Origin of the sequence: uncultured Dokdonia sp. (assembly GCF_947492815.1) — a bacterium.
Taxonomy (GTDB): Bacteria; Bacteroidota; Bacteroidia; order Flavobacteriales; family Flavobacteriaceae; genus Dokdonia.
Genome location: NZ_CANLOB010000007.1, coordinates 103,588 through 123,460, shown reverse-complemented (window position 1 = coordinate 123,460; position 19,873 = coordinate 103,588). Strand labels below are relative to the sequence as shown.

The 19,873-nt window shown below is 35.5% G+C and carries 17 protein-coding genes and 1 riboswitch; of the genes, 14 read left to right on the top strand and 3 right to left on the bottom strand.

Annotated elements, in window-relative coordinates; translation table 11 throughout:
- Positions 1-6 precede the first annotated feature (6 nt).
- From cysD to Q1A01_RS09250, 14 genes are all read left to right on the top strand, one after another.
- The gene (gene cysD, locus Q1A01_RS09315; protein ID WP_229746946.1) at positions 7-969 is read left to right on the top strand and encodes a sulfate adenylyltransferase subunit CysD; all 963 of its coding nucleotides are present in this window, start codon (positions 7-9) and stop codon (positions 967-969) included.
- A 188-nt stretch (positions 970-1,157) separates the two neighbouring features.
- Positions 1,158-2,405, top strand: coding sequence for a GTP-binding protein (locus Q1A01_RS09310; protein ID WP_299679379.1), 1,248 nt, complete (start codon positions 1,158-1,160; stop codon positions 2,403-2,405).
- Positions 2,406-2,493: 88 nt separating this feature from the next.
- Positions 2,494-4,584, top strand: a complete 2,091-nt coding sequence (locus tag Q1A01_RS09305; protein WP_299679376.1) for a HEPN domain-containing protein — start codon at positions 2,494-2,496, stop codon at positions 4,582-4,584.
- Between the two features lie 8 nt (positions 4,585-4,592).
- Positions 4,593-5,375 carry a uroporphyrinogen-III C-methyltransferase gene (cobA, locus tag Q1A01_RS09300; protein ID WP_299679374.1) on the top strand — a complete coding sequence of 261 codons (783 nt, stop codon included), beginning with the start codon at positions 4,593-4,595 and terminating at the stop codon, positions 5,373-5,375.
- A complete protein-coding gene (locus tag Q1A01_RS09295) occupies positions 5,368-5,982 on the top strand; it encodes a bifunctional precorrin-2 dehydrogenase/sirohydrochlorin ferrochelatase (RefSeq protein ID WP_299679371.1) in 615 nt (204 codons plus the stop codon). Before cobA ends, Q1A01_RS09295 begins: the two co-directional genes overlap by 8 nt.
- A gap of 5 nt (positions 5,983-5,987) precedes the next feature.
- Positions 5,988-7,043: an NAD(P)/FAD-dependent oxidoreductase gene (locus tag Q1A01_RS09290; RefSeq protein WP_299679368.1), complete on the top strand. Its 1,056-nt coding sequence runs from the start codon at positions 5,988-5,990 to the stop codon at positions 7,041-7,043.
- 12 nt (positions 7,044-7,055) lie between these two features.
- Entirely contained in the window at positions 7,056-7,385 is a 330-nt protein-coding gene (locus Q1A01_RS09285; RefSeq protein ID WP_299679365.1) for a 2Fe-2S iron-sulfur cluster-binding protein, read from the top strand.
- Positions 7,386-7,396: 11 nt separating this feature from the next.
- The gene (gene epsC / locus Q1A01_RS09280) at positions 7,397-8,149 is read left to right on the top strand and encodes a serine O-acetyltransferase EpsC (RefSeq protein ID WP_299679362.1); all 753 of its coding nucleotides are present in this window, start codon (positions 7,397-7,399) and stop codon (positions 8,147-8,149) included.
- Positions 8,139-9,029 (top strand): cysteine synthase CysM, encoded by an 891-nt coding sequence (cysM, locus tag Q1A01_RS09275; protein ID WP_299679359.1) that lies wholly within the window; start codon positions 8,139-8,141, stop codon positions 9,027-9,029. The genes epsC and cysM overlap by 11 nt, the downstream gene beginning before the upstream one ends.
- 256 nt (positions 9,030-9,285) lie before the next feature.
- Positions 9,286-10,053, top strand: a complete 768-nt coding sequence (locus tag Q1A01_RS09270) for a GDSL-type esterase/lipase family protein (protein WP_299679357.1) — start codon at positions 9,286-9,288, stop codon at positions 10,051-10,053.
- A 486-nt stretch (positions 10,054-10,539) separates the two neighbouring features.
- Positions 10,540-10,643: riboswitch (SAM riboswitch) on the top strand.
- 121 nt (positions 10,644-10,764) lie between these two features.
- Positions 10,765-11,760 carry a homocysteine S-methyltransferase family protein gene (locus Q1A01_RS09265; RefSeq protein ID WP_299679354.1) on the top strand — a complete coding sequence of 332 codons (996 nt, stop codon included), beginning with the start codon at positions 10,765-10,767 and terminating at the stop codon, positions 11,758-11,760.
- On the top strand, positions 11,757-14,513 hold the full coding sequence (gene metH / locus Q1A01_RS09260) for a methionine synthase (protein ID WP_299679351.1): 2,757 nt from the start codon (positions 11,757-11,759) through the stop codon (positions 14,511-14,513). The genes Q1A01_RS09265 and metH overlap by 4 nt, the downstream gene beginning before the upstream one ends.
- A 191-nt stretch (positions 14,514-14,704) precedes the next feature.
- Positions 14,705-15,670 carry a methylenetetrahydrofolate reductase [NAD(P)H] gene (gene metF / locus Q1A01_RS09255; RefSeq protein ID WP_299679348.1) on the top strand — a complete coding sequence of 322 codons (966 nt, stop codon included), beginning with the start codon at positions 14,705-14,707 and terminating at the stop codon, positions 15,668-15,670.
- A 34-nt stretch (positions 15,671-15,704) separates the two neighbouring features.
- Complete coding sequence (locus Q1A01_RS09250) at positions 15,705-15,839, top strand: hypothetical protein (protein WP_299679345.1); 135 nt, start codon at positions 15,705-15,707, stop codon at positions 15,837-15,839.
- Positions 15,840-15,902: 63 nt separating this feature from the next.
- On the opposite strand, the gene Q1A01_RS09245 is transcribed toward Q1A01_RS09250, so the two are convergent.
- The 3 genes from Q1A01_RS09245 to Q1A01_RS09235 form a co-directional block, all read right to left on the bottom strand.
- Positions 15,903-16,943, bottom strand: coding sequence for a hypothetical protein (locus Q1A01_RS09245; protein WP_299679342.1), 1,041 nt, complete (start codon positions 16,941-16,943; stop codon positions 15,903-15,905).
- Between the two features lie 12 nt (positions 16,944-16,955).
- Entirely contained in the window at positions 16,956-18,998 is a 2,043-nt protein-coding gene (locus Q1A01_RS09240) for a carboxy terminal-processing peptidase (RefSeq protein ID WP_299679339.1), read from the bottom strand.
- Between the two features lie 125 nt (positions 18,999-19,123).
- Positions 19,124-19,792 carry a carboxypeptidase-like regulatory domain-containing protein gene (locus tag Q1A01_RS09235; protein WP_299679336.1) on the bottom strand — a complete coding sequence of 223 codons (669 nt, stop codon included), beginning with the start codon at positions 19,790-19,792 and terminating at the stop codon, positions 19,124-19,126.
- Positions 19,793-19,873: the final 81 nt, after the last annotated feature.

Below are 19,873 nucleotides of genomic sequence, written 5' to 3'. Positions count from 1 at the left end.
AGACACATGGAATTAGTAACAAAAGATAGAAATACAATAGACCCCTTGGAAGCTATAGAAACACATAACAATACAGCAACTCTTGCGATAAACCCTTTAGAGAGTGAAGCTATTTATATATTTAGAGAAGTAGTGGCTCAATTTGAGAAACCAGTACTTCTTTTTTCTGGAGGGAAAGACTCCATTACATTGGTGAGATTAGCTCAAAAAGCATTTTACCCTTCAAAAATCCCATTTCCATTATTGCATATCGATACAGGGCATAATTTTCCAGAAACCATTGCTTTTAGAGATAAACTCGTAAAAGAGTTGGGTGTAGAATTAATTGTGAGATATGTGCAAGATTCTATAGACCAAGGGAAAGTGATTGAAGAAAAAGGGAAATATGCAAGTCGTAATAGTCTTCAGACCACGACTTTATTAGATGCATTAGAAGAGTTTAAGTTTGATGCTGCCATTGGAGGAGCGCGACGCGATGAAGAAAAAGCAAGAGCTAAAGAACGTATTTTTTCTGTACGTGATGATTTTGGGCAATGGGATGAAAAAAATCAACGTCCAGAACTTTTTGATCATCTTAATGGAAAAATAAGTTTAGGACAGAATGTACGCGTCTTTCCCATAAGTAACTGGACAGAGTTAGATGTTTGGAGTTATATAGCAAAAGAAAAAATAGAAATTCCATCTATTTATTTTGCACATACCCGCAAGACATTTGTGAGAGATGGAATGATCTGGTCTGCCGATGACGCCGTATATAGAGAAGAAGATGAGGTAGTTGAGGAACGATTGGTTCGTTTTAGAACCGTAGGAGATATGTCATGTACTGCAGCAGTACTTTCTGACGCGGTAACATTAGAAAAAGTAGTAGAAGAAATAAGAGCCTCTACAATTTCTGAAAGAGGCGCTCGAATAGATGATAAACGATCTGAAGCCGCAATGGAAAAACGGAAACAACAAGGGTATTTCTAAATCCCCTAACCCCAAAGGGGAATATAAGATGATTATTGTATACGCTTTCGCGAAATCGAGCTAGCGAGATTCATGACCAAAGACAAAGTGAAACGTTAAAGCGTATAAAGAATAAAAGAGTACTAATTAAAACAGCTCTAAACCACAGGAGTGAAAATTCCTCCCTTTGGGAGGTTAGGTGGGAAGCCATGGAAGTATTAAAAATAGCAACAGCAGGAAGTGTAGATGACGGAAAAAGTACACTCATCGGTCGTATCCTTTATGATACACAATCTTTAACTACAGATAAGTTAGAAGCGATTGAAGCAAAAAGCAAAGCAAATGGATTTGATTATTTAGATTTCTCTTTAGCTACAGATGGACTTGTAGCAGAGAGGGAACAAGGAATTACCATTGATGTTGCGCATATTTATTTTTCGTCAAAAACAAAAAGTTATATCGTCGCAGATACCCCAGGGCATATTGAGTATACACGTAATATGGTGACGGGAGCTTCTACATCACAAGCATCTATCATTTTAGTAGATGCACGTAAAGGAGTGATAGAACAAACGTATCGTCATTTCTTTATCAATAACCTGTTGCGCGTTAAAGACATTATTGTAGCAATTAATAAAATGGATTTGGTTGATTTTTCTGAATCCATTTATGAAGAAATCAAAGCAGATTTTCAAGAAATGATTGCTAAAAGCGAGTACAAGGAACAAAACATTACGTTTATTCCTGTGAGTGCATTATTGGGAGATAATGTGGTTGCAACTTCAGAAAATACGCCATGGTATTCTGGAAATACACTGCTAGATCATTTAGAAGGATTAGAAGCACAAGATGTATATGAGCAGTCCCATATGCGTTTTCCAGTGCAAATGGTAATTCGTCCAAAGCAAACCCACTTTCATGATTTTAGAGGGTATGCAGGAAAGATTTATGGAGACGACCTTGAAGTAGGGGATGAGATTACAGTACTTCCATCATTAACAACTTCTCGTGTCAAAGAGATTTACTTTTTTGATCAAAAGTTTGATAAAGCAGGTAGAGGGAGTTCGTGTACAATTACATTAGAAGACGATCTAAATATTAGTAGAGGTGACATGATTGTCAAAAATGCTGAAAGACCTAATGTAGGAAAACAATTAGAAGCAAAAGTATGCTGGATGGATACAAAAGAATTACAACCAGGGACACAATACTTTTTGCAAAGTGGAAGTAATAGAATTTTAGCAAAAATAAAAGGAGTGTCAGGAGTGATACATACCGATTTTTCAGGAGAAGATATCACTGCAAATTCCTTAAAGCTTAATGAAGTGGGAAATGTAAATATCTTGATGAGTAGACCTCTAGCATATGATTCTTATACTGAAAATAAAATTTCGGGTTCCTTCATATTAATAGATGCTCATACAAATACGACCGCCGGTGTCGGATTTGTAAAATAATATACGATCAAAGCTTTATAAATGCTATGAGAAGCTATTGGTAATACGAAGTCTTTCGGGAAAGAAAGCGCTATAAAAAAGAAAAAGAATGCAAAGTTTTAGAACAGAAATAGAAAACCCTTTGGTAGAAAAAGATATTATCGAGCTTGCCGATAAGATTGAGCTTTTTCACAAAGGAAAGATAGACGAAGAGCGTTTTAGAAGTCTTCGTCTAGCGAGAGGTGTATACGGACAGCGTCAGCCTGGTGTACAGATGATACGTATTAAACTTCCTTATGGAAAAGTGTCTAGTGCACAATTACATAGAATAAGCGATGTCTCTGATGAATATTCTAGAGGACGTTTACATATTACTACGCGTCAGGATATTCAAATTCATTATGTAGACTTAGATCGTACACCAGAATTATGGGCGCAGCTTGAAAAAGATGATATTACATTGAGAGAGGCTTGTGGTAATGCAGTGCGTAATGTAACGGCTTCTGAACTAGCAGGAATCGATCCGGAAGAACCATTTAATGTGTCTCCATATGCAGATGCAATTTTTAAATTCTTTCTAAGAAATCCTATTGGTCAGGAGTTAGGTCGTAAGTTTAAAGTCTCTTTTTCTTCTTCAGATCGCGATACAGGATTATCTTATATGCATGATCTAGGTTTTATAGCCAAAATAGAAAATGGTGTACGCGGATTTAAAGTAATGCTTGCTGGTGGACTAGGGTCTCAACCTAGACATGCAGATGTGTTTTATGAATTCTTACCATCAGATAAGATCATTCCATTGATGGAAAGTGTGATACGCATATTTGATCGTCATGGAGAACGAAGAAGTAGAGCCAAAGCACGTTTGAAATTTTTAGTAAAAGATATAGGTTTAGATAGGTTTAAAGAACTGATAGAAGCTGAGCAAAAAGCATTATCACAACATACTGTACCTATTGATGTGACTTCATATCCTCCTACCGTTCCCGTAGAAATCAACGCAATTCCGGAAGTGCAAATAGAAGATCAAAAAGCATATGAACTTTGGAAAAGCACGAATATCATTCCTCAAAAACAAGAAGGGTTTGTAGCAATAGGTATTAAAGTACTCTTAGGAGATTTTTATACAGATAAAGCGAGGTTACTAGCAGATTTAGTAGATCAATATGCGGCAAGTGAGGTACGACTAACATTGCGTCAGAACATTGTAATTCCTTATGTGAAAGAAGCGCTTATCCCATTCTTTTATAAAGAATTAAAAAAACTTGGATTCACAGAAGTAGGATATAATAAAGCAGTAGATATTACGGCATGTCCCGGTACTGACACCTGTAATTTAGGGATTGCAAGCAGTACCGGAATTGCCGAAGAATTAGAACGTGTTCTTAAAACAGAGTACCCACAGTATTTAGAAGACCAAGATCTGGTGATCAAAATAAGTGGATGTATGAATGCATGTGGACAACACAATATGGCAAATATTGGCTTTCAGGGAATGTCTGTGCGTACAAAAGATAAATTGACAGCACCAGCACTACAAGTACTTTTAGGAGGAGGAAACAATGGAAATGGACAAGGTGTATTTGCAGATAAAGTAGTGAAAGTACCTAGTAGAAGAGGGCCAGAAGCGCTACGCAGAATTTTAAATGATTTTGAAGCAAATGCTAATGGCACCACGTTTCAAGAATATTATGCATTGCAAGGTGAAAAATATTTCTATGAATTATTAACGGATCTTTCAAACGTAGATAATCTTACGCAAGAAGACTTTATCGATTGGGGAGAAGAAGAAAAATATGTAAAAGCAATAGGAGTAGGAGAATGCGCAGGTGTAGTAATAGATCTTATTGAGACACTCTTTTTAGAGTGTGAAGAGAAGATCGAAAATGCAAAACAATCTTTAAACGACGCGGTGTATTCTAACGCTATTTATTATGCTTATAGTTCGTTGATTAATGCTGCAAAAGCAATTCTAATTTCAGATAGACAACGCACCAATACACAAGCAAGCATTGTAAGACAATTTGATGAATTATATGTAGATACAGAAAAAATCCCTTTAGGAACTTCTTTTAGTGATTTGATATATCAAATTCAAGAATATGCTCCAAGTCAGGAGTTTGCAACGAGTTATATTAAAAACGCAGCACAATTTCTGCAAAAAACAAGAGCATACCGAGTTGCAGAACTGGTATCATAACTAGGAGTATGAAACAAGCAAAATTAACAGTGGTTGGTGCAGGACCAGGAGATCCTGATTTAATCACCATCAAAGCAATTAAGACACTTGCTACGGCAGATGTAGTGCTCTATGATGCATTGGTAAATCCAGTACTGCTAGACTATGCTCCCAATGCCGAAAAGATTTTTGTAGGGAAGCGTAAAGGATGTTATGTCTACCAGCAAGAACAAATTAATGATTTGATCATTAGTAGAGCTTTTAGTCACGGTCATGTGGTGCGTTTAAAAGGCGGTGATCCTTTTGTTTTTGGAAGAGGAGCGGAAGAGCTAGATGTTGTTAGTGAATACTCTATAGAAACAGCAATGGTGCCAGGTATTTCTTCTGCTTTAGCAGTGCCTGCTTATCAAGGAATCCCATTAACTAAACGCGGGAGTGCAGAAAGTTTTTGGGTAATTACCGGAACAACAAAGTCCCATAAAATGTCTACAGATGTTGCGCTAGCAGCACAATCCAATGCAACGGTTGCCATCTTAATGGGAATGAGCAAATTGGGTGAGATTGTATCCGCTTTCGCGAAAGCGGGTAAAGAAAAAATACCCGTAGCCATTATCCAAAATGGAACACGAGATGATGAGAAAACTGGCTTTGGTACCATCGAAACTATTGAAAAAGTAGTCGCAGAGAAAAAGCTCACATCTCCTGCCATTATTGTAATTGGAAAAGTAGTGGAAAATAGAAGCATATTGTCTGAAAGAATTGCCACAATTCAAGAAAAAGAATTACCTCAAAAGCAGCTACGTTATGCATAGTTCACAAACCACTCCAGTTGGGGAGCAACGCAATACCTTATATCCTGTTTTTTTAAAAGTGCGAAATCTTCATGTGCTTATTGTAGGTGGTGGAAATGTAGCAGAAGAAAAGTTGCGATTTTTATTGAAATCAAGTCCAGATGCAAAAGTAACAATGATCTCTCCAATGTATAGAGAAGAAACAATTAAGCTTGCCGAAAAACATCAAGTGACCATGCTTCATGGAAAGTATAAAAAGAAGTTGCTAAAAGGAAAACACATTGTTATAGCCACAACAGATAAGCCCAAAGTAAACATCAAAGTATATAATCATTGTAGGAAGCGAGATAAACTGGTAAATGTAGCTGATAATCCACCATATTGTGATTTTTATATGGGAGGTATTGTGACCAAAGGACATGTGAAAATAGCCATTTCTACCAATGGTCAATCTCCCACAACAGCCAAACGATTACGTCAGTTTTTTGAAGAAGTAATACCAGATAAAGTAGATGATCTGGTTCAAAATTTAAATGAATATAGAAAGACCATTAAAGGAGATTTTGAAGAAAAAGTCGAAACCTTAAATGAGTTTACCAAAGGATTAGTAGAAAAAAAAGAAGCTTAAAAGAAATGATTACAACAGATATATTAATAATTGGAGCCGGTCCTACAGGACTATTTACTGTTTTTGAAGCGGGACTATTAAAATTAAAATGCCACCTTATAGATGCATTGCCTATTCCAGGAGGTCAATGTGCAGAGATTTATCCTAAAAAACCTATCTATGATATTCCTGGTTTTCCAGATGTATTAGCAGGTGATTTGGTAGATAATCTTATGAAACAAATTGAGCCTTTTGAACCATCATTTACTTTAGGAGAGCGAGCAGAAACCATTACAAAATTAGAAGACGGTTCTTTTATAGTGACAACAAATAAAGGAACAAAACATCATGCGCCTATCGTTGCTATTGCAGGTGGATTAGGGAGTTTTGAGCCTCGTAAACCACAGTTAGAAGAGCTTTCTAAATTTGAAGATAATGGGGTCGAGTATATTATTAAAGACCCAGAAGTTTATCGTGATAAACGAGTAGTCATTGCAGGGGGAGGTGACTCGGCATTAGATTGGAGTATCTTCCTAGCAGATGTAGCAAGTGAGGTGACATTAATACATAGACGTAATGAGTTTAGAGGAGCGTTGGACTCTGTAGAGAAAGTACAAGAATTAAAAAATCTTGGTAAGATTAATTTGATTACGCCTGCAGAAGTAAAAGGAATCCTAGGAGAAGAACAGGTAACAGGAGTAGCTGTTGAGAAGAAAGGAGAAGATCCATTTATTGTAGATACCGATCATTTTATTCCGTTATTTGGGCTTTCGCCAAAATTAGGCCCTATTGGAGACTGGGGATTGGAAATAGAAAAAAATGCCATCAAAGTAGATAATACACTAGATTATCAAACCAATATTCCTGGAATTTATGCGATTGGAGATGTAAATACCTATCCAGGTAAATTAAAGTTGATTCTTTGTGGTTTTCACGAAGCAACATTAATGTGTCAAAGTGCTTATAAGCGTATTTTTCCAGATAAAAAATATGTCATGAAGTACACAACTGTTGGTGGTGTAGAAGGATTTGATGGAACAAAAAAGCAAGCACCGAAAGCTATTGTAAAAGCGATCGTCTAAGAGATTCGAGATATGCAAGATGTAACCGTATATATCACAGATAGAGAAGGTGTGCAACACGAAGTCTTGGCACCCACAGATATGGCAATGAATCTGATGGAGGTAGTTCGTTCCTACGAATTAGCTCCAGAAGGCACCATTGGTGTTTGTGGTGGTATGGCAATGTGTGCTTCCTGCCAATGTTATATTACGTCAGATCATCAACTTAATGAGATGGAATACGATGAAGATGCGATGCTAGCAGAAGCATTTCACGTACAAGAAAATAGTAGATTAAGCTGTCAGATACCTATCACAGAACAACTCAATGGATTAAAACTAACAATAGCTCAAGAAGTATAAAAGACATACACATGGATTCAACACCCAATTGGCCACTCCGACTGAAATGTAAAGTAGAAGCATTTACAAAAGAATTATTTTATAGTTTGTATGAAATTACAAATGTAGAAAGTGAACAATCGCAGAAAATTAAAAAACAATTTGTTGAAATCCTCAAACAATTAGATTACGCAAATACTCAAAATATATGGTATGAGTTTATACGACAGTTTCCTGAAATTCATAAAAAATTAGCACTAGATGCGCAAGCTGCTTATGATAAAGATCCAGCAGCGACAAGCATCAAAGAAGTATACTTAGCATATCCAGGTTTTTATGCGATTGCTATTTATAGAATGAGCCATGTTTTATTAAATATGGGCGTACAAATCTTACCGCGTATGATGAGTGAATATGCACACGGCGTAACAGGAACAGATATTCATCCCGGTGCTCAAATAGGAGAGTCTTTTTTTATAGATCATGCTACAGGTATTGTGATAGGACAAACCTCTGTGATTAAAAATCATGTGTCTATTTATCAAGGTGTAACACTTGGAGGTGTTCAGGTAAGTAAGGAATTGGCAAATACAAAAAGACATCCTACAATAGAGAATAATGTGACTATTTATGCAAATGCTACCATTTTAGGAGGTGATATTGTGATAGGAGAAAATAGTATTATTGGGGCTAATGTTTGGATCGCAGAATCGATACCTCCTAATACTATTGTAAGTCATCAAAGCTCCATTAAAACAAAAATTAGAAACAGTTATGCAAGTTAATCCCATTACAGGGCAAATAGGAAATACGCCATTAGTAGCACCGCAACGATTATTACAAAAAGAAGGAGTAGAACTTTTTTTAAAATTAGAAGGAAACAATCCTGGAGGAAGTGTAAAAGATAGAGCTGCTTTTAATATGATTTCAAAAGCGTTAGAGCGTGGTGATATTAAAAAGGGCGATCATTTGGTTGAAGCAACGAGTGGAAATACAGGAATCGCATTGGCCATGGTAGCGTCTGTATTAGATTTGAAAATTACTTTAGTCATGCCAGAAACAGCCACAGGAGAACGTGTGCAAACCATGGCGGCTTATGGTGCAGAGATAGTACTTACAGGAGGAGATAGAGGTATTGAAGGATCTAGAGATGTGGCAAATCAATACCGAGATGAAAAAGGGTATTATATGCTGAATCAATTTGGAAATGATGATAATTGGAAAGCACATTATGCAACGACAGGGCCTGAAATATGGAAAGCTACACAGGGTAAAATAACACATTTCGTTTCAGCCATGGGAACCACGGGAACGATCATGGGAACTTCTACATATCTTAAAGAAAAAAACTCTGACATTACGATTGTAGGAGGTCAGCCTACCGATGGTTCTAGAATTCCTGGAATTCGTAAATGGTCCCCAGAATATGTGCCTAGTATTTTTGACCGTAGTAAAGTAGATCAAGTGATAGAAGTAAGCCAAAAAGAAGCGACAGCAATGACTCAACGACTCGCTAGGGAAGAAGGTATTTTTGCAGGAATGAGTAGTGGAGGCTCAGTAGCAGTTGCTTTAAAGGTTGCAGCACAAATAGATAAAGGAGTAATTGTGGCTATTATTTGTGATCGAGGAGATCGATATCTCTCTTCTGGAATCTATAATTTATAAGAGTCAAATTTGTCAGAAATTACTTGGATATTTCGATTCCAAGTATAATATTTGCACATAATATTATCAGTGGTGCGATAATGATTATGCTACAAAAAATAGATGCAAAAATTATACGTGCATAATTTATATAGTATTCCTTTGTAAACACTTGATATATATTAAGATACTAATTTCTTCTGGAGTTAGTGTAGAATATTATTTTGTTGATACAGCTAACTATAAACATAAAAAGTTAGTGTAGAATTTATTGCTAATGAATACATGGTTTCAAAGAAAGGTAACACCTTTACAATCTCTAAATTATTTCCTTTTATTAATTGCCATTTTTACTGTTGTAGGATGTACGAATAGTGATGATGAACTTCCTGAAAGAATACAATCTTTTCAAATATTGTCAATTGGTGATTCTAGAGTAGAAGGACACGAAACAGACTTTGTAAGTTACAGATATGAATTGTGGAAACTTTTAAAAAATGATAACAGTGTTGTAGATTTTTTTGGAAGTAGAATTGACCAAAGAGTTTATCCAGATTTTCAAGAAACTCAGTTTGATACACAACATGAGGGTAAGAGTGGTGATCGAATAGATGAAGCTCTAGTAAGATTGGATACGTTGCTTACTAATAACCCAAGCGTAGTAGGAAATATAGTGCTACTTGGTATTGGAGGAAATGATTTAATACAAGGAATTTCTGCAGGTACTGCTATACAGAATCTAAATCATATGATTGATAAATTACAAGCAACTAATAGCACTACAACAATTTTCATAGAAAAAATAGCCCCTGGTACTTCTAGTTTCCAAGAAAGTAATGCTATGAATCAATCTGAATATGACGCTTTTAATGAAGCTATTTCTAATCTAGCAATTATTAGAACCACATCACAATCTAGGGTTATTGCGGTAGATATGTCTACCATTTTAACTGATGAAGATTATGCAGATGAGGTACATTATAATCAATCAGGGGCGCAAAAAGTTGCTAGTCAGTATTATGAAGCAATACAAAGCTCGTTTTAATTTATCATCCGATATTATTTTTTCTTATAACAAACATGACATGATACCTGAGAGTCTATATTGCATTCTGCAGGGAAGCAAGTATGTTCTAGCTCTGTAGGTTTGATCTTTAATAAACGTTCTGCTCGAGCAATTCTAAGTTCTAAACGTGATATCATCTCTTTTCTGAAAAGTAGTTTTCTGATCTTCTTTTTTTTCATGATTTCTAATTGTTTACATTAATAACAATGCAAATAAACTATGAAATCATAGGATATGTCAGGGCTCAATAACCTTTAAAGTGAAGGTTGTAAAACCTTAAATTAATTAACTAACATGACAAAGAATATCTCTTTGAATAATTTTCTTAAATAAAGTTGTTTCATAGAAAAATTATCTATAAAACAGGATTATGTTTAATTTTACAGAAAATATATCACATAAAGTTTGTGTATTCCAATTTTGAATCGCAATATTTGCAGGAATAAAAGTTCAGTGCATTTTGAAAAGTTATCAAGAAAGGTGGAGGGATTAGACCCTGTGAAACCTTAGCAACCCTTTCTCTTGAAAGAAGGTGCTACATTCTATCCTATAGTAGGAATAGATAACCCAAACAATGGTTTCTAAATCCATATCCATTCTTGATATAATAAACGTAACTGTAGTATAATAAAACTACAGGCCTACATTCTTTTTGATAATTTTTGCGCAGAGATTGATTAGAAAAGAAAAATGAATATAATATATAAAGCTTTAAAAGAGCGTATCCTTGTGCTAGATGGTGCGATGGGAACTATGTTGCAAGCCTATCAATTTTCTGAAGAAGATTTTAGAGGAGATCGTTTTAAAGATTTTCATATTCCTCTTAAAGGAAATAATGATTTATTAAGTATTACACAACCCCATGCAATTGCAGAAGTACATCGTAAATATTTTGAAGCCGGGGCAGATATTGTAGAAACCAATACCTTTTCTGGTACTACCATTGCCATGGCAGATTATGAGTTGGAAGATATAGTCTATGATTTGAATTACGCTTCCGCGAAAATTGCCAAAGAAGTCGCACAATCCTTCACAGATAAAGAACCTCATAAACCGCGATTTGTAGCCGGAAGTATCGGACCAACGAACAAGACAGCAAGTATGTCTCCAGATGTCAATGACCCAGGATATCGTGCTATTTCTTTTGATGAATTACGTGTTGCCTACAAACAACAAGTAGAAGCTCTTATAGATGGCGGTGTAGATATACTATTAGTAGAAACAGTATTTGATACCTTGAATGCTAAAGCAGCACTCTTTGCTATAGAAGAAGTCAAAGAAGAACGAGAAAGTGATATTCCTGTGATGATTAGTGGAACTATTACAGATGCATCAGGAAGAACATTATCAGGACAAACTGCCGAAGCATTTCTAATCTCTATTCAACATATCCCATTGCTTTCTGTAGGGTTTAACTGTGCGTTAGGAGCCAAACAATTACAACCTCATTTAGAAGCTATTGCTTCTAGAACACAAGCAGGAATATCTGCGCATCCTAATGCAGGATTGCCTAATGCTTTTGGAGAGTATGATGAAACGCCTGAAGAAATGGCTGTTCAAATCAAAAGTTATGTAGATAAAAACCTTGTAAATATTGTAGGCGGATGCTGCGGCACAACCCCAGCACATATCAAAGCAATTGCCAATATCGTAGAAGGAGTAACCCCAAGATCTGTAACGATATGACAAAAGAAGCCCCAAGATATCTAAAATTATCAGGTCTAGAACCTTTAATAATTACACCAGAAAGTAACTTTATAAACGTTGGCGAACGTACCAATGTAGCAGGTTCAAGAAAGTTTTTACGTCTCGTAAAAGAAGAAAAATTTGACGAAGCTTTAGCGGTGGCGAGAGAACAAGTAGAAAATGGTGCGCAGATTATAGATATCAATATGGACGATGGCCTTATTGATGGAAAAGAAGCCATGGTTCGTTTTTTAAACTTGGTTATCGCCGAACCCGATATTGCACGCGTACCTATCATGATTGATAGCTCTAAATGGGAGATTATAGAAGCAGGTCTTCAAGTGGTGCAAGGTAAATGTGTCGTAAATTCTATTAGTCTTAAAGAAGGTGAGGAAGAATTCAAGCAACAAGCAAAACGTATCAAAAGATATGGTGCTGCTGTGATTGTGATGGCATTTGATGAAGTAGGACAAGCAGATACCTATGAACGACGTGTAGAAATTGCTAAGCGATCTTATGATATACTAGTAAACGAAGTAAACTTCGCTCCAGAAGATATCATTTTTGATCTGAATATATTTCCTGTGGCTACAGGAATGGATGAACATAAACTCAATGCGATAGATTTTATAGAAGGAACTCGATGGGTGCGTAAAAATTTGCCACACTGTAGTGTGAGTGGAGGAGTAAGTAATGTTTCTTTTAGCTTTCGCGGAAATAACACTGTACGGGAAGCCATGCATTCTGTATTTCTGTATCATGCTATTGAAGCAGGTATGAATATGGGAATCGTAAATCCATCCATGCTAGAAGTGTATGATGATATTCCAAAAGACTTATTAGAGCATGTAGAAGATGTTATTCTCAATAGACGTGATGATGCCACCGAACGTTTATTAGATTTTGCCGAAACAGTTGGGCAAAAAGCTATTGTTGAAAAAGAAACTGAAGCTTGGAGAGAAGGAGATATTCAAAGTAGAATTACAAGAGCTTTAGTCAAAGGAATTGATAAATACATCGTAGAAGATGTAGAACAAGCACGCCTATCAGTTACAGCGCCAATTCAAGTAATAGAAGGTCATCTAATGACAGGGATGAATGTAGTGGGAGACCTTTTTGGAAGTGGAAAAATGTTCTTGCCTCAAGTTGTAAAAAGCGCTAGAGTGATGAAAAAAGCAGTAGCGTACCTTTTACCATATATTGAAGAAGAAAAACTTAAAAACGGAACGTCGGGAGAAAGTCAAAGTGCAGGAAAAGTATTAATGGCAACAGTTAAGGGAGATGTTCATGACATTGGAAAAAATATTGTTTCTGTGGTCTTAGCCTGTAATAATTATGAAATTATTGATTTAGGGGTCATGGTGCCGCCAGAAAAAATAATTGCCTCAGCATTAGAAAATGATGTAGATATTATAGGATTAAGCGGTTTGATTACTCCCTCTCTAGATGAGATGGTGTACCTAGCTAAAGAGCTACAACGTCAAGACATTGAAATTCCAATTTTAATAGGCGGAGCTACTACTAGTAAAGCACATACTGCTGTAAAGATTGATCCTGAATATAAAAATGCAGTAGTGCATGTAAATGACGCATCACGTGCCGTAACAGTGGTAGGTGATCTATTACAAAAGGAAACCAAAACCACTTTTAAAAGTGATTTAAAAGAAGAATATATACGCTTTCGCGAAAGCTTTAATTCACGCCAACGCATTAAAGAGTATTTGTCTATTGAAGAGGCGAGAGCTAATAAATATACGATCAATTGGAAATCTGAGGATATTGTAAAGCCAAAAGAATTAGGTATTCAAGTACTGGAAGATATTGATCTTCAAAAACTAGAAGATTATATCGATTGGAGTCCGTTTTTTAGAAGTTGGGATTTGTATGGTAGATATCCAAATATTCTTACCGATGAAATTGTAGGAAAACAAGCTACAGAATTGTTTGCTGATGCACAAGAAATGCTTCAGCAGATTTTTAAAGAAAAATGGCTTACTGCCAAAGCTATTTTTGGACTCTTTGAAGCAAATACTATAAATGATGATGATATCCTTGTTTGTTCGAACACAGTCGAGAACGTAAAAGGAGAAGACGCTACTAATTGTCATCCTGAGCTTGTCGAAGGGCGAGTTAAGAGTACAGATAGGATTTTCAGAACGCTGCGTCAGCAATCTAAAAAAGCATCAGGAAAACCTAATATAGCACTGGCTGATTTTATAGCACCAAAAGAAAGCGGATTACAAGATTATATAGGTGCTTTTTGTGTGACTACAGGATTTGGGACTGCTCAAAAAGCAGCTCAGTTTGAAGAGGCATTAGATGACTATAATGCGATTATGATTAAAGCATTGGCAGATCGTCTAGCAGAAGCGTTTGCAGAATACCTTCATAAAGAGATAAGAACAAAATATTGGGGATATGCTACAAATGAGGTATTGGAAAACGAAGAATTGATTAAAGAAAAATATAGAGGAATACGTCCAGCACCAGGATATCCTGCTTGTCCAGATCATTTAGAAAAAGAAACGATTTGGGAGTTATTGCAAGTAAAAGAACGTATTGGTGTGACTCTTACAGATAGTTTGGCTATGTGGCCAGCAGCCAGTGTAAGTGGATATTATTTTGCACACCCAGAAGCGCGTTATTTTGGATTAGGTAAAATAAAAGAAGATCAGGTGCGAGACTTTGCAAATAGGAAAAGTATTGATTATGAGATGGCTGAGAAGTGGCTGTCTCCTAATATTGCAAATTAATTGATAAAACTTTCGCGCCTGCCTGCGTTAGGCAGGAAAGCAGAAAAATGGTTAGCACCCAATATGGCAGATTCATAAATAATACAGTCTTCTCGAGCGCAGTCGAGAGATTTAAAGTATAGAGTTTTCGACTGCGCTCGAAGAGACAAAGAAATTTTTATCCTACTAAAAATGCGTTTAACTAAAGAAGTATGACCAAAGTAATTAACCACATTGCCCAAGCGTTAGAAAAGAAAAAAACAGCTTTTTCTTTTGAAATTCTCCCTCCATTAAAGGGACAGAATATTGATACGATCTTTTCAAATATAGATCCGTTAATGGAATTTAAACCTCCATTTATTGATGTGACGTATCATAGAGAAGAATATCTCTATAAAGAACGCCCTGATGGATTATTGGAGAAAAAAGTAGTTAGAAAACGTCCGGGTACCGTGGGAATTTGCGCAGCGATACAAAATAGGTACAGTGTTGATGCTGTACCTCACGTGCTGTGTGGTGGTTTTACAAAAGAAGACACAGAAAATTTCTTAATTGATATGGACTTTTTAGGGATAGAAAATGTCATGGCATTACGCGGCGATGCAGTTAAAAGTGAAACTTATTTTAAACCTAATAAAAATGGAAATACCTATGCCCAAGATTTAGTAGAACAAATAATGGATCTTAATGAAGGTAAATACCTGGATGAAGATCTCTTGAATAGTTCTAAAACAGATTTTTGTGTGGGTGTAGCGGGATATCCTGAAAAACATATGGAAGCCCCTAGTTTAGAAAGTGATATCCATTTTTTAAAGAAAAAACTAGAAGCGGGTGCTTGTTATGTAGTCACGCAGATGTTTTTTGATAATCAAAAGTATTTTGATTTTGTAGCTAAATGCCGTGCTGCAGGAATTACAAAGCCTATTATTCCAGGCTTAAAACCACTGTCTACAAGAAAACAATTGAATATGATTCCGCAACGCTTTAGTGTTGATGTGCCAGATGAACTTGTTATGGAAGTGGTTAAATCTAAAGATACAGCTGCTGTTCGTCAGGTTGGAATAGAGTGGTGTATTCAACAAAGCAAAGAACTAAAAGAAGCAGGTGTTCCTGTTCTTCACTATTATTCTATGGGAAAAAGTGATAATATAAGACAGATCGCTGAAGCTGTTTTCTAAAAAAGTTAGTGTATATTGAGGTATGGAAAAGTTTATGCAATTTAAGATTTTAAACCCTCAATATATTTATGGGGGGACTAGTAATTATCCTTCTCGTGATCATCATGATAATAGTGGAATTCCTCCTGATGAAAATGATAGATCTGATTGGGGTCTAACAGGAGGCTAAAGAATCTACTTATAAAAATAAATAGGTTTTGTCAAATCAAATCTATGGGTGATTTTAATGTGTCTATATAGAATACTTTGGTACATGCTTATCTAAGAATTTTGCATTCGCCTTATCGAGTCTTTCTAATTTTTTATTACGCTCTTTAAATAGTTTGTCAATTAATTTATTGATAAGTTCCCTTTTCTCGTTTAGGACATCAACCTTTTCGTTATAACTATCTATTTGTTCTTTAGTACGATCTGATTCTGGAGTTTTTTCGATAGCCGCTTGAATTTTTTCAAAGTCTTCTTGTAGTACTAAGTAATCTAAAATCTGAGGGATTTTATTATTAGCCTCATCTAGATGAATCTGAAATACCTCTTTTGTAGCTTCCGCAATACGATCGTCTTTTTTATATAAAGGCTTTTTGTCTACTTCTTTAAGGCCTTCTTGAACAGCCATTTTGAGAGCGTTTATATTTTGGCGTATTGCACTGATGTCTTTTTCTTTGATCGCATCAAGTAGATTACCTTCATTAAAATGTACTTTAAAGAAAATAAGATATAAGTCGTTGTGATAATCAAATACCTTATTGCTAATTTCCATCTTTTCTCCTAATTCAGATTGCCCTTCAAAAACTTCTATATCATGCTTTTTGGCATAGGCATAAAAATTCTCTTCATACTCTTGTTGTGCTTCGGCCATTTTCTGATCTGCTAGTTCTTGAGCTAGAATATAGGCTTCCATAGCGTCATAAGATTGCTCGGCAACGGCTTGCATATCAATAATTTCTGCGTAGTCTTCTAAGAGTAAACTCTTGTTGATTTCAAGGTTTCTGAGTACTTTTTCTTTATATTCAGTATCTCCTTCAAACCCTTGTGCTTTTGTGATCTTCATAATCGCACGATCTATAGATCGAATAAGGATAGCACGTTTTTTATCGATGGTTCTATCATCTTTACTATGTGCAATTGCTTGCGTGTATCTCCAAGAGCTTTTTACGATAAGTACTTGTTGTCTGGAAATGAAATTCATATAATCTAATGCCGTTCTAAATTTTTGAGCATTACATTCTGAAGCGAATATTAAAAACGGAATAAGGAAGAGTATTTTTCTAAACATACATAACAATTTTTAATTTTTTAAATAGTCTTTTAAGATATTGGATGCTTCAATAATATAAGGATCTGTACTCATATCTGTAAGCAATTGTTCGTTGGCTTTTTTTGCAGTAGCATCATAGCCGTTGATTTCGGTAGTGGTCACCGTATTTTCTATAGTAAGCATTGCGTTTTCTTGGCTAGTGGCTTCTCTGAAACTATTCCATAACGTATCTCTATAAGCAAGATATTCTTTTACTTTCGAAAACGTTACGGGAATGTGATCGTCTTCGTTTAACATGGTAACTAGCTTTTTGTTACTCTCAGTGATACTAGTAAACGTCGTATTGGCTTGAATTCTCGCAAGGCTATTTTGAGAGAGTCTTTCTTTGTCAATCCTAGGTAAAGGTCTAGCCTTGAGTTTTACCGTTACATCATCATTAGGAAGCGGATATTTTTCGGAAGCTTCGCTACTTGCAATATCTGTGTAAATAGAAGGCAGTGTAATATCAGGAATTACACCTTGGGCCTGATGACTCTTTCCAGTAGCTCTGTAAAATACTTCTGATGTTAATTTTGTGAAATCACTGTTTTCATCTTCTTCTTGTAAGGGAATCATTACTTGCGCCGATGATTTTCCATAAGTGGTTACTCCAATAATTAATGCTCTATTATAATCCTGCATCGCTGCCGAAAAGAACTCAGAAGCAGATGCGCTATATTCATTTACAAGAATGGCGAGTGGTTTTGTGAAAGCAACTCCTCGATTAGCATCTCGTAAAGTGGCTGTTTCTCCTGCTTGATCTTTTAAAATAGCAACAGGACCTCTATCTATAAAAAGCCCAGAGAGATCAATAGCTTCTTTCATAGAGCCTCCTCCGTTATCACGCACATCAATAATTAATGCATCAATATTCATTTTTTGCAACTTATAGAGTTCTCTCGCGACATCATTTGCCATGCCTAATCCATTGGGAGATTCATAATCTGTGTAAAAAGATGGGATACTTATAAAACCTATTCGTTTTTCTCCAGTGATAACAAATCCCGTAAGATTGTTCTCTTCTACTTCTATTTTAGATTTTACAAGTGTAATTTGTTTTAATACACCATCACTTTTTTGAATATTAAATGTAACTTCTTCTACAGAGGTGTCCTGCATTTGTCTTTGTAATTCATCATTTGAAAAACAAGATAAATCAATCGTTTCCTCTTTTATGATTACAGAAGTAATGATATCACCCTCGGCAATCGTTCTATTTTTAAAAGCACTACTTCCAGGTGTTATATAAGAGACTTCAATGGCTCCTTCTTTATTTTTATAGGTTTGTACGCCTGTGGCTATTAGAGAAGTGGCAAGTTGTGCTTCATAAGCTGTTTTGTCTTGTGTGTCTAAAAAAGAAGAGTGAGGGTCATGGTATTTTACATAAGCATCTAATACAATATTTTCAAATTGACGTTGAATACCATTTTTAACACTAAGAGTCTCGTCAAGTTGACATAACGCATTTTCGATGATCTGTGTTCGGTATGTTTTTTCAATAGCAAGAAATGCTTCTTCTGTTTGTTTTTCTTTGGCTACTTCATTAATATATCTTCTAACGGTTCTGTACTTTATAGATTTACGCCAGTATTGTTTTTTGTTTTCTACGCTTTGGTAAAATAAGTCGTCATTATTTCGTGTGAAATGGAGCGTATCTCTTCCGTCATAAGAAAGTGTAGCTGAAGAGAGCTCGGAAATAATTTTTTTAGACTCTTGAATTCTTTTTTCAAAAGTAGTGACATAGGCTGTTAGAAAAGAACAGTCTTTATTAGATAGATAATCATCTAACTGTATTCTGTCTTTTTCGAAAGCGTCAAAATCACTTTTTAAAAAATGAAACCCTTTATCATTAATAGCCTCCATCATAAGGTCAAAAACCCCTTCAGACATTTTATCATCTATAGGTTTTGGACTATAATGATTTGTAGACACTACATCTTGTAGCAACTTCCATTGTTCACAGAAATCCTGACTTAATAGCGATTTGCTAAAAAGGATACAAGAGATAAAAGTGAGTAGTGTAATTTTATTCAATAGCATGATTGTTAAAAGTAGCGTAATGATAAGAAAACTAAGACATTTAGAAAAATGATATAATGGTTTCTTTATACGCTTTCGCGAAAGCGTACACAAATACAATACCAAAAGTAGTAACGGTATTATCTTCTAATGGCCTTTTGTGTAGGAAGACGTTCTCCGTCTGCAATCATATGAATCAAATAAATTCCCGTTCTAGCCGAGGCTAAGTCTAGTGTGATGCTTGTAGTTGTATTTTGATGCCTTTTAGATTGTACTTGTTGTCCTAATAAATTGGTAACCAAAACTTTTACATCTTTATAGGGAGTTGTCATTTTAAGGTGGAATATCCCATCAGAAGATGGATTTGGATATAGGGATGGAACTAGAGTCTCTGTAGTTTCATTAGTTAGTATTGTTCTAATAGGAACTCCTTTTGAGGAGCAACTAAAGGTGCGACTTCTTTTTCCGCATACTACTATTGTTTTTGTTCTTGATATAGATTGTGCAGTTACAATAATCTCATCAAGCAATTCATTATCTAAAGTAATAGGAATAAATTTCTGAGTGTCAATGATAATTTCTTTAGTTTGATATCCCGCATAAGAAATAACGAGTGTATCTCCTTTCTGCACCTGTAATTTGAAGTTTCCATTTGCATCTGAGGTAGTTCCTGTAGTACTATTTTTAATATGAATATTTGCCCATTCTAATGCGCTTATCTCATCGGTTATAGTTCCTTGAATGGTTGTTTGGGCAATTATAGTATTTAAAGAATATAATAAGATAGCGAGTAGTGTAATTTGTTTCATAGCGATGATTGTTTAATTATTGATATCAAACATACTTTATGAGATTGCTTTTTAAAATGATAAATGAGTGAATGGTTCTTT

Excerpts from the sequence above, each read along its gene's own strand:
- cysD (WP_229746946.1), top strand. The coding sequence starts at position 7 with ATGGAATTAGTAACAAAAGATAGAAATACAATAGACCCCTTGGAAGCT.
- Q1A01_RS09310 (WP_299679379.1), top strand. The coding sequence starts at position 1,158 with ATGGAAGTATTAAAAATAGCAACAGCAGGAAGTGTAGATGACGGAAAA.
- Q1A01_RS09305 (WP_299679376.1), top strand. The coding sequence starts at position 2,494 with ATGCAAAGTTTTAGAACAGAAATAGAAAACCCTTTGGTAGAAAAAGAT.
- cobA (WP_299679374.1), top strand. The coding sequence starts at position 4,593 with ATGAAACAAGCAAAATTAACAGTGGTTGGTGCAGGACCAGGAGATCCT.
- Q1A01_RS09295 (WP_299679371.1), top strand. The coding sequence starts at position 5,368 with ATGCATAGTTCACAAACCACTCCAGTTGGGGAGCAACGCAATACCTTA.
- Q1A01_RS09290 (WP_299679368.1), top strand. The coding sequence starts at position 5,988 with ATGATTACAACAGATATATTAATAATTGGAGCCGGTCCTACAGGACTA.
- Q1A01_RS09285 (WP_299679365.1), top strand. The coding sequence starts at position 7,056 with ATGCAAGATGTAACCGTATATATCACAGATAGAGAAGGTGTGCAACAC.
- epsC (WP_299679362.1), top strand. The coding sequence starts at position 7,397 with ATGGATTCAACACCCAATTGGCCACTCCGACTGAAATGTAAAGTAGAA.
- cysM (WP_299679359.1), top strand. The coding sequence starts at position 8,139 with ATGCAAGTTAATCCCATTACAGGGCAAATAGGAAATACGCCATTAGTA.
- Q1A01_RS09270 (WP_299679357.1), top strand. The coding sequence starts at position 9,286 with ATGAATACATGGTTTCAAAGAAAGGTAACACCTTTACAATCTCTAAAT.
- Q1A01_RS09265 (WP_299679354.1), top strand. The coding sequence starts at position 10,765 with ATGAATATAATATATAAAGCTTTAAAAGAGCGTATCCTTGTGCTAGAT.
- metH (WP_299679351.1), top strand. The coding sequence starts at position 11,757 with ATGACAAAAGAAGCCCCAAGATATCTAAAATTATCAGGTCTAGAACCT.
- metF (WP_299679348.1), top strand. The coding sequence starts at position 14,705 with ATGACCAAAGTAATTAACCACATTGCCCAAGCGTTAGAAAAGAAAAAA.
- Q1A01_RS09250 (WP_299679345.1), top strand. The coding sequence starts at position 15,705 with ATGCAATTTAAGATTTTAAACCCTCAATATATTTATGGGGGGACTAGT.
- Q1A01_RS09245 (WP_299679342.1), bottom strand. The coding sequence starts at position 16,943 with ATGTTTAGAAAAATACTCTTCCTTATTCCGTTTTTAATATTCGCTTCA.
- Q1A01_RS09235 (WP_299679336.1), bottom strand. The coding sequence starts at position 19,792 with ATGAAACAAATTACACTACTCGCTATCTTATTATATTCTTTAAATACT.